The organism is Rhodococcus sp. ARP2 (genome assembly GCF_001029585.1).
GTDB classification, from domain to species: domain Bacteria; phylum Actinomycetota; class Actinomycetes; order Mycobacteriales; family Mycobacteriaceae; genus Rhodococcus_F; species Rhodococcus_F erythropolis.
The window spans coordinates 26739-34868 of the sequence record NZ_LEKE01000027.1 but is presented as its reverse complement, the minus strand read 5'-3'; the positions used below and the strand labels follow the sequence as shown (position 1 = coordinate 34868).

At 62.5% G+C, this 8130-nt stretch carries 8 protein-coding genes; 2 read left to right on the top strand and 6 right to left on the bottom strand.

All coding sequences use genetic code 11. The features are described from left to right. Nucleotides 1–1178 (bottom strand): HNH endonuclease signature motif containing protein (locus ABX74_RS06675; protein ID WP_047888462.1); only part of this gene is annotated, 1178 nt, incomplete at its 3' end. Between the two features lie 273 nt (nucleotides 1179–1451). Between ABX74_RS06675 and ABX74_RS06665 the strand changes: the two genes are divergently transcribed. After that, nucleotides 1452–1949, top strand: coding sequence for a TetR/AcrR family transcriptional regulator (locus ABX74_RS06665; protein ID WP_019744692.1), 498 nt, complete (start codon nucleotides 1452–1454; stop codon nucleotides 1947–1949). On the opposite strand, the gene ABX74_RS06660 is transcribed toward ABX74_RS06665, so the two are convergent. The 4 genes from ABX74_RS06660 to ABX74_RS06645 form a co-directional block, all read right to left on the bottom strand. Continuing rightward, on the bottom strand, nucleotides 1946–3754 hold the full coding sequence (locus tag ABX74_RS06660; protein ID WP_003946255.1) for an ABC-F family ATP-binding cassette domain-containing protein: 1809 nt from the start codon (nucleotides 3752–3754) through the stop codon (nucleotides 1946–1948). The genes ABX74_RS06665 and ABX74_RS06660 overlap by 4 nt on opposite strands. After that, entirely contained in the window at nucleotides 3754–4689 is a 936-nt protein-coding gene (locus ABX74_RS06655; protein WP_047888461.1) for a 4-(cytidine 5'-diphospho)-2-C-methyl-D-erythritol kinase, read from the bottom strand. The genes ABX74_RS06660 and ABX74_RS06655 overlap by 1 nt, the downstream gene beginning before the upstream one ends. A gap of 81 nt (nucleotides 4690–4770) precedes the next feature. Beyond that, nucleotides 4771–5547, bottom strand: a complete 777-nt coding sequence (locus tag ABX74_RS06650; protein ID WP_019744694.1) for an ABC transporter permease — start codon at nucleotides 5545–5547, stop codon at nucleotides 4771–4773. Nucleotides 5548–5584: 37 nt separating this feature from the next. After that, nucleotides 5585–6580: an ABC transporter ATP-binding protein gene (locus tag ABX74_RS06645; RefSeq protein WP_047888463.1), complete on the bottom strand. Its 996-nt coding sequence runs from the start codon at nucleotides 6578–6580 to the stop codon at nucleotides 5585–5587. Between the two features lie 96 nt (nucleotides 6581–6676). Between ABX74_RS06645 and ABX74_RS06640 the strand changes: the two genes are divergently transcribed. Beyond that, a complete protein-coding gene (locus ABX74_RS06640; protein WP_029255909.1) occupies nucleotides 6677–7645 on the top strand; it encodes a helix-turn-helix transcriptional regulator in 969 nt (322 codons plus the stop codon). 97 nt (nucleotides 7646–7742) lie between these two features. Here ABX74_RS06640 and ABX74_RS06635 read toward each other — a convergent pair whose 3' ends face one another. Further along, entirely contained in the window at nucleotides 7743–7946 is a 204-nt protein-coding gene (locus tag ABX74_RS06635; protein WP_003946232.1) for a cold-shock protein, read from the bottom strand. Nucleotides 7947–8130 lie beyond the last annotated feature (184 nt).

Below are 8130 nucleotides of genomic sequence, written 5' to 3'. Positions count from 1 at the left end.
GGCGGGTAGAACACCGTCTTCCGATCTGGGCCGATCTCGACCCGCCACTCCGTGTGATGCATCGTCCGATGATGATGACCGCACAACAAGACCAGGTTGTCGAGATCCGTTGGGCCACCATCGTTCCAGTGAACAATATGGTGAGCATCGCACCACCCCGACGGAGTCCCACACCCCGGGAACGCACACCCACCATCCCGAACCGCCAACGCCCGCCGCTGCGGCACCGTCGCTGTTCTTACTTCCTTACCGCAGTCGAGCGGAACACCGTTCTCATCCAACAAGATCCGCGTCACGGTGCAGTCGCACGCCAGCATCCGGGCAGTGTCGAGGCTGATCGGACCCACCCAATCCGTCCACGCGAACCCCAACTCCTCAGTGGACGGCAGGAGGTCTTTCAGAACTTTAAGGTCCGTCATGTCCTTGGCCGACGCGGTCACCGTGATGTGTGGTTTCACTCCGCCTTCGATCGGACCCAACCCCGCCCGCTCATACCGGCGCAGGAGTTCGCAGAACCCGTCCGCCCGTCGTAAAGCAGGCGTGCGGGTGTCCTTGACACCGTCCTTCTCCGGTGTCGGAGCGGACAGGCTCGACAGCAGCGTGATCAACCGTGCCCCGTTGACCGCATCCAGATCGCCCTTCACAGACACCCGCCCGTACAAGCCTTTCGAGGCGTAGAACTCATTACGTTCGGAATCTTCGCCGACCGGGACCCCGTCCTCACGCTTGCCGTACTGCTTCTCGATCCGCCGGATCGCCGCCCGCACCGCATCACAATCGGCAATGTTCTTCGACGCCAACCCGAGCAGAATCCCCCGGGCCTTGTCCACATCCGCCAGGGTCATGTTCTTCGGCGGATGCTGACAAAACGACGCCACCTGACGCGCCTTCAACGCATCCACATCACCACGGTGAAACGCATCGCCCACAACAGGTTCGAGCATCAACAACCGCGCCAACCCGACCAGCAGACTGCACTCACCGATCTCCAAATTCGTCGAACCGTGCAACCACTGTGCGATCGCCCGAAAACCCTTCCCGCCGAGAACCTCACGGGAAAACATCTCCACGATCAGCAACACCATCCGCGACTGCAACTCGTGCCGGACACGCACCAGATCCAGAACCTCACACTTGAGGCCCTCACCATCCAGCTGCCACGCATCCCGACTGTCCATACCGAAATCTTAATCGAACATACTTTCGATAGCCAGAGACAAAGCGGACAACTTCAGGAACATGAAGACTCGAGACCTGTTGAAGTACATCAACATTCACCTAGTCGTCCAATATCACGCGATAGAAGACATACCCCGCAAAACACACAATCGCAACAACACACAGCACGAGCAGGATGTCGAAAAAGACGACCATGCTTCACCCCCAGTGAGTTCAACCCAGTTCAAGAACTTCTCCACGCGGAGAAGAACGTATCACGGTATCTTCTCTGCGTGGAGAAATCGACGCGAGAAGCACTTCTGGACGCCGGGCTCGACCTGCTGGGCCGGGTTGGGTTTCGAGCCTGGTCGATGAGAGGCGTCGAAGACGAGGCAGGCGTGCCACACGGCAGCGCACGGCACTACTTCGCAAATCAACGTGGACTGATAGTCGAGGTGGTGCGACACCTTCTGGACGGCGATCTTCCTCGCCCAGGCGAGACGCCGAAGCAACAAGTGGCCCGGTGGCTGGGGCCTGAATCCGGCCGCACCCGGGCGCGTTACGAACTGATCATCGCGTCATTCCACGATCCCGACCTCGCAGTGGAACTGGTGCGTGGTCGGGATCGGTTTGTCGACATCTTGGTCGAACGCGGCATGACATCGTCCGATGCAACGGAGTTGGTCGCAGCACTGGACGGGATCGTGCTGGACGCACTGCTACGCGAGCAAGCACCGGAGAGTGTGGATCCAGAGCGAATCTTCAAGAAGTTCGGAGCGAAATTCCCCTAGCCGTCCAGCTCGGCGAACAGCTCCATCCACTGCTCCTCGGCGGCTTCCTTGTCCGCGATGACCTGCTTGAGTTCAGCCCCGAGCTTCTGCAGCTTGTCCGGGTCGGTGGCTGCGTCGGCGAGGGAAGCGTGCAGCTTCTTCTCGCGGTCGTCGAACTTCGCAATGGATCGCTCGAGCTTCGAAAGTTCCTTGCGTGCAGCGCGATCCGCGGCACCGTCGCGGACCTGCTTGCTCTTCGACGCACCACTCGCCGTCGAGGCCACCGACGGGTTGTCGCCGTCCCCCATCGCTGCGCGTCGACGCAGGTAGTCCTCGATACCACCCGGCAGGTTGGTGAGCTTGCGATCACCGAAGAGAGCCCAGGTGGTGTCACAGATGCGCTCGATCAGGTACCGGTCGTGCGAGATGACCACCATGGTGCCCGCCCAGCCGTCGAGCAGATCCTCGAGTTGCTGAAGCGTGTCGATGTCGAGATCGTTGGTGGGCTCGTCGAGAAGCAGAACGTTGGGCTCGGCCATGAGGACACGCGTCAACTGCAGACGGCGGCGCTCACCACCGGACAGATCGCCGACGGGGGTGCGCTGACGCGCCGGTGTGAAGCCCAGCCGCTCAGCCAGCTGACCGGCTGACACTTCCTTGTCCCCCAGCGTGATTCGCTCGGCTACGTCCTTGACCGCGTCGAGTACGCGCATGTCGGTCGGCAGATCGTCGAGTTCCTGCTTGAGCCAACCGATGTGGACGGTCTGCCCCTGAATGCGCTTGCCTGCTGCGGGCTCGAGTTCACCGGCCAGCGTCCGCAGCAGAGTCGTCTTGCCCGAGCCGTTGACACCGACCAGGCCTACACGCTCCCCCGGAGCGAGCCGCCAGGTCAGATCCTCGACGAGTACGCGGCCGTCCGGGGTCTCCAGACGCGCGTCTTCGAGTTCGATGACAACCTTGCCGAGTCGACGCTGGGCGAAGGACGCAAGTGCCACCGCGTCACGAGGTGCCGGAACGTCGGCGATCAAGGCCTCCGCGGCCTCGATGCGGTACTTCGGCTTCGATGTACGGGCCGGCGCGCCGCGGCGCAGCCATGCGAGTTCCTTGCGCGCAAGGTTGCGTCGACGCTCTTCGGAAGCGTCGGCCTGACGCGAACGCTCGGCGCGGGCGAACACCCAGTCGTTGTAGCCACCCTCGTAGCTTTCGACGCCGCCGCCGACAACCTCCCAGGTGCGAGTGGCGACGGTGTCGAGGAACCAGCGATCGTGGGTCACGACGACAAGCGCGCTGCGACGCGAGACAAGGTGCTCGGCCAACCACTGAACACCTTCGACGTCGAGGTGGTTGGTCGGCTCGTCGAGCACCAGCAGGTCGAGGTCCTGAACCAGAGCCGCAGCGAGAGCCACGCGGCGACGCTCACCGCCGGACAGGCCGTCGACCTTGGCGTCCAATGCGGACCGCTCGCCGCCGGCGCCCAAGTTGTCGATGCCGATACCCGAGAGCACTGAACGAATTCGAGCATCGCCGGCCCACTCGTGCTGAGCCACTCCGAGCGGCCCCAGGACTACTTCACCGACCGTGGAGCCGGGAGGCAACACACCGCGCTGCGTCACGACGGCCATGCGCAATCCGCCGACGCGGCTCACGCGTCCCGAATCCGGCTGCTCCACACCCGCGAGGACTTCGAGCATGGTCGTCTTGCCGCCACCGTTGAGGCCGACGACACCGATGCGCTCGCCTTCCTCCACGCCCAGGGAGACCCCGTCGAGCAACGGCTTGACGCCGAAAGACTTCGACACGTTTTCCAGATTGATCAGATTCGCCATCAGTGCTGTCCCTTTGCCGCATTGTCGAGTATTCGTGCTCCGGGAACGGGTCCGCTCGCCACGCGAACGGTGCGGCACACCCCCGCTCCCGCAAGTTCTGCGCTCACTTCCACCGCGGACTGTGCGTCGGCGCAGAGAAAGGCGCATGTCGGTCCGGAGCCGGAGACGATGCCGGCCAAAGCTCCGGCTTCGACACCCGCTCGCAGCGTCCGTCGTAGATCCGGGTTGAGTGAGAGTGCTGCCGCCTGCAGATCGTTTCCGAGCAGCGGAGCGAGCACATGAGGGTCACCGGTGGTGAGCGCGTGAATCAACTCGTCAGCGTTACCCAATCGATTCGGTGTGCCTTCGGCGCGAAGCTTGTCGAGTTCCCGGAAGACAACCGGCGTGCTCAAGCCTCCCTTGGCCAGCGCCAACACCCAGTGAAAGGTGCGGCGCGTCAAGACGGGGACAAGTTGTTCACCGCGACCGGTCCCGAGGGCAGTGCCACCGTGCAGCGAGAACGGAACGTCACTCCCGAGACGTGCCGCGAAGGCGTCGAGATCAGGCCGCGAGAAGTCGAGTTTCCACAACGAATTGAGCGCAACCAACGCGGCTGCCGCGTCGGCGCTCCCGCCGGCCATACCGCCTGCGACGGGAATGCCCTTCTCGATGACGATCTCGACATTCGAAGCCACGCCCCCCTCGGCCGCCAGCATCTCGGCGGCACGCCACACGAGATTGGTGCGATCGGTCGGTACGGCCGCGGCGTCGTCGCCGATCACCCGCACGGTCAAGGTGTCCGCAGGCGCCACCGTGACGGTGTCTGCCAGCGACAATGCCTGAAAAACGGTCGTCAGTTCGTGATAGCCGTCGTCTCGCAGGTCCCCGACGGCAAGGTGGAGATTCACCTTGGACGGGGCCCGGACAACTACGGGGCGAGGAACGACGGAGAGCACAAGGAACAACAATAGGCGCTGCGAACACCTGGGCGAAAACCTGCGACCGCCGCACCCCATCCGACAGCAAGCACACCCACGCTATTTCACCGCGCGCACGCCTATCCCCAGGCCGACCACAGCCACGCTGACGGCAGCGAAGATTCCTGCCAGAACGCTGCCCGACGCGAAGTCACCGGCAAAGAGTGCCCGCTCGGCGTCTACGACGTAGCCGAGCGGATTGATGTTCACGAGGACCTTCATCCAACCTGGTGCGTCATCGAGTGGAAGCATGGTTCCCGACAGGATCAGGAGCGGGAACATCAGCGTCTGCTGAACGACCCAGAACATCCAATCCTGCTCCCGCACAGCCAGAGCGAGAGCGTACGAGAGCGCGCCGAGTCCGACGCCGAACACTCCCAGCAGGACGATTCCGAGCGCAGCGCCCGCTGCATTGACGTCCAATCCGAGCGGTAGCGCAACAAGGATGATCAGAATCGCCTGCGCGGCAAGCGGAACCATCTCCTTGCATGCTCTCCCGATCAACAACGACGAGCGTCTGAGCGGAGTCACCAACATTCGCTCGTGGGATCCCTGCTGCATCTCCATCAAAAGGTTGGAACCGGTCATCGTCGTGCCGAAGATCGCGATCATCACCAATACACCGGGGATGAACCAATTCCATACGCCGTCGCCGGTTCCCGGGACCCCTTTGAGCAGAGGCCCGAACAGGGCCAACAGGATCAGCGGCTGGATGAGGCTGAAGATGACGCTGACCGGGTCACGCAACATCGGTCGCAGTTCACGGCCCATCACGATCGCGCTGTCTCGAACAATGTTGCCGTGCGCGCTACGTGGGGTATCGAGTGTGATTGTCATGGCGGATTCCTGTTCGTCGTAGTTCTTCGTCGTAGTTCTAGGAAGCAACCGCGGCGGCGCTCTCGCGCAGGCTGCGGCCGGTGAGAGTGAGGAAAACGTCGTCGAGAGTCGGCCTGGTGATGTCCGCAGTGACTGCGCGGGCGCCGCGGGCATCGGCTTCACGCAGCAATACCGGTAGCGTCGAATCACCCTCGCCAGCACGGATACTCACCGAGCTTGCCTCGACCGTGACCTCACGCACAGTGACAAGTTGCTCGGCCACCGACGCCGCGATGGCGGCCGCTTCGGCGTTGTCGAACGTGAGCAACAAATGATCTCCGGCAAGATCGGCCTTGAGTGCGGCAGCGGTGTTGTCCGCGATGACAGTGCCTTCGTCGATGACGATGACCCGCTCTGCCATCGAATCCGCTTCTTCGAGGTAGTGCGTGGTCAGCACGATCGTGGTGCCCATCTCGCGCCGCAACCGCAGGATGTGGTCCCAGAGGTTGGCCCGACTTTGCGGGTCCATGCCCGTGGTCGGCTCGTCGAGGAACAGGAGCGGTGGGCGATGGACCAGGCCCAGAGCGATATCGAGCCGCCGTCGCTGCCCGCCGGACAGCGTACTGACCTTTCGAGTACCCAACTCGGTGAGTTCGAGATCACGCAGCAATTCGTCGGCCCGGACCTGCGAGTCGCCCTTGGGCATTCCGTAGCACAACCCCTGCGTCACCAACTCGTCGCGAACCCGCTGGTTGTGGCCGGCTCCGTTCCCCTGTCCGACGTATCCGAGGCTGGAGCGCACCTCGTTTCGTGACGCAGCGATGTCGAATCCTGCGATCCGCGCAGTACCGGATGTGGGCTCGAGCAAGGTGGTCAGCATGCGCAACGTCGTCGATTTTCCGGCACCGTTCGGCCCAAGCAAGGCAACCAACTCGCCCTCCGCTACGTCGAGAGTGACTCCCTTGACCGCTTCCACGAGCTTCTTGCCCTGGGCGAAGTGCTTGGTGAGCTCCTTCGTCTCGATCATCGGTCTGCCGTCGTTGATGCGACTCATGATGTGCCCCAATTTCTTCTCGACTGGTCGGATGAGGACCAACCTAAATTCAATTGAGGACGCATTGGGTCCTAAATGTTTGGCAGACTTCTTGCCATGAAGGAGACATCGGCTCGCCTACTGCGGTTGCTGTCACTGCTCCAGACACGTCGAGACTGGTCCGGTGCCGAACTCGCAGACAAGCTCGCGATCACCCCGCGCACAGTCAGACGTGACGTGGACCGCCTCCGCGATCTCGGCTACCCGGTCGACGCGACGGTCGGCGTCGGCGGTGGATATCGCCTGGGAGCGGGCGCGGAGATGCCCCCGCTACAGCTCGATGACGAAGAAGTGCTCGCGGTGGCGCTCTCTTTGCAGTCCGGAGCGACCGGCTCTGTGGTCGGCATCGGCGAGGCTTCGATGCGCGCGCTGGCGAAGCTGCGGCAGATCATGCCGTCGAGGCTGCGACACCGTCTGGAGTCGCTGTCGATCGACGTCGTGCCACGCGAGCCCGCCGCGAGCGCAGTCGATGCGTCGGTACTGTCCGCCATCGCGTCCGTATGCCACAACCACGAGCGTTTGAGATTCGACTACAGCACTCACGACGGCACCCAGAGCCGACGCGAGGTGGAACCGTACAGGCTCGTGCGGTCGGGTGTTCGGTGGTATCTGGTGGCTTGGGATCTATCTCGCGAAGACTGGCGGTCGTTCCGCGTCGACCGGATGGAACCCAAGATTCCCACCGGTCCGCGGTTCACGCCGCGGGAACTACCGGCCGGTGGCGCGGCAGACTTCGTTTCGCGCGGCGTCGCCCGGGCTTATTCCTCCACGCGCGCAACAGTTCTACTGCATGCACCCATCGAGCAGATAGCACCAATGGTCAATGAGCAGTGGGGATCAGTGGAGTCCACCGACGAAGGGCGTTGCGTCATAGTGCTTTCGGGCACTACCCTACGGTCGATCGCAATGTGGCTCAGGGCTTTCGACGTCGATTTCACCGTTGTGAATCCACCCGAACTCCGCGAGGAATGCCGCGCGATCGCAGCCGAAACGGCAGTGGCCGCTCAGCGTTATCTCGGTGCGTGAGAGCACTTTTCACCCAAAATGCAACAAGACCCCAACTCCGAAGAGTTGGGGTCTTGTCAGTACGTCATGCGTCGGTTGCCCGACTCACATGGACGTCTTAGACGATGGTAACGCCGGTGGCCTGCGGGCCCTTGTTGCCCTGACCGATCTCGAACGCCACGCGCTGGTTCTCCTCGAGAGTGCGGAAGCCGCCACTCTGGATCTCGGAGTAGTGAACGAAGACGTCAGCACTGCCGTCTTCGGGAGCGATGAAGCCGAACCCCTTCTCGGAGTTGAACCACTTCACGATGCCCTCTGCCATGTAAATCTCCTCTAACACAGTGTCAACAGGCAGTCGCTTCGACCGCCCGGGTCACTTACTACGACCGTTCTGAGACAAATCCGTGGAGGATGTCCAAACGCTCGCAACCTAACCATTTGCGAGCGTGGAAACACAAACACAAACACTTACGACCAACACAAGTAGACCACACATCCGCCCTGTT

Excerpts from the sequence above, each read along its gene's own strand:
- ABX74_RS06650 (WP_019744694.1), bottom strand. The coding sequence starts at position 5,547 with ATGACAATCACACTCGATACCCCACGTAGCGCGCACGGCAACATTGTT.
- ABX74_RS06660 (WP_003946255.1), bottom strand. The coding sequence starts at position 3,754 with ATGGCGAATCTGATCAATCTGGAAAACGTGTCGAAGTCTTTCGGCGTC.
- ABX74_RS06640 (WP_029255909.1), top strand. The coding sequence starts at position 6,677 with ATGAAGGAGACATCGGCTCGCCTACTGCGGTTGCTGTCACTGCTCCAG.
- ABX74_RS06645 (WP_047888463.1), bottom strand. The coding sequence starts at position 6,580 with ATGAGTCGCATCAACGACGGCAGACCGATGATCGAGACGAAGGAGCTC.
- ABX74_RS06635 (WP_003946232.1), bottom strand. The coding sequence starts at position 7,946 with ATGGCAGAGGGCATCGTGAAGTGGTTCAACTCCGAGAAGGGGTTCGGC.